Source organism: Microvirga aerilata, from assembly GCF_016743775.1.
Classification (GTDB): domain Bacteria; phylum Pseudomonadota; class Alphaproteobacteria; order Rhizobiales; family Beijerinckiaceae; genus Microvirga; species Microvirga aerilata.
On the sequence record NZ_JAEQMY010000289.1, the window covers coordinates 1 to 1,268 of the forward strand.

A 1,268-nucleotide genomic window follows, 5' to 3' on the forward strand; every position below is an offset into this window, starting at 1 on the left:
TGATCTTCCCCCGACTACTTGGACACCGGGTTAACTCGCTTTTCGCTCAGCTTGTTCGGGTGTGAGATACCCGAGCGCCGAGTGAATGCGCTGTCGATTATAGTAGGCCTCAATGTAGCCGAACAGATCCCGACGAGCCTCCTCGCGGGTGGCCCAGTGCCGTTGGTGGACCAGTTCCACCTTCAAGGAGTGGGAGAGCGACTCCATCGGGGCATTGTCATAACAGCAGCCTGTCCGACTCATCGACGGCTTGGCCTTCATGAGAGCCAATTGTCGGGCATAGGCCTCGGCCGCGTATTGGCTCCCGCGGTCGGAGTGGTGGATGAGACCCGGGCCCGGCCGCTGCCTCTGTGTCGCCATCATCAGGGCTGCGAGTGTCAGCTCGGTGCGCATGTGATCGCGCATCGCCCAGCCCACCACCTTCCGGGTTGCCAGATCCAGCACCGCAGCAGGTAGAGCCAGCCCTCGGCGGTCGGAATGTACGTGATGTCGGCCAGCCAGACCCGGTTCGGGGCGGACACCGTGAACTTCTGCTGCAGCAGGTTGGGCGCGATCGGCAGCTGATGACGACTGTCGGTCGTGGTCGGTCGAAAACGGCGGCGGGCCAGAGCGCGAATGCCATGCCGGCGCATCAACCGCTCGACCCGGCCGCGGCTGACCCGGTGGCATTCTGCTCTCAAGGCTGCGTGCATCCTCGGGCTGCCATAACGGCCCTGATGCTGACTATGGAGCCGATGCACCTCTTGCAGCAGGCGTCTGTTGGCGAGGGCTCGTCGGCTCTCCGGCCGGGAGCGACACGCATAGTAGCCGCTGGATGAGACTTGGAGCACGCGGCACATGAGCCGCACCGGATAGGTGCGGGCATGCTGCTCGATGAAACGAAACCTCATTTGGGCATCTCCGCGAAGATGCCGATGGCTTTTTTTAACACATCGCGCTCCATGCGCGTGCGATCGAGCTCACGGCGAAGCCGCGCGATCTCGGCGGCCTGATCGGCCGGAGAGGCCATGGGAGACGCGCTGGGCGACGGGGCTCTGGTCCCAGTCCTCGATCGACGAGCACCGCCGTTCACAGTGGCCCGCCAGTTCCGCAGCATGGACGGGGAGATCCCCAACTCTGTTGCGATCTGCATGAGAGGTCGGCCGCTGCTCTCCAGGAGCGCCACAGCCTCCCGTTTGAATTCGAGTGTGAATTCTCGCCTTGTCATCAAACACCTTTCCGCTCCCACACGAGCGTCTCAAAGGTGTCCATCAAAGCGAGGGAGGATC

The 1,268-nt window shown here is 63.2% G+C and carries 1 pseudogene; it reads right to left on the minus strand.

The features are described from left to right. Nucleotides 1-30 precede the first annotated feature (30 nt). A pseudogene (locus JKG68_RS32395) lies at nt 31-1,207 on the minus strand (IS3 family transposase). Nucleotides 1,208-1,268: the final 61 nt, after the last annotated feature.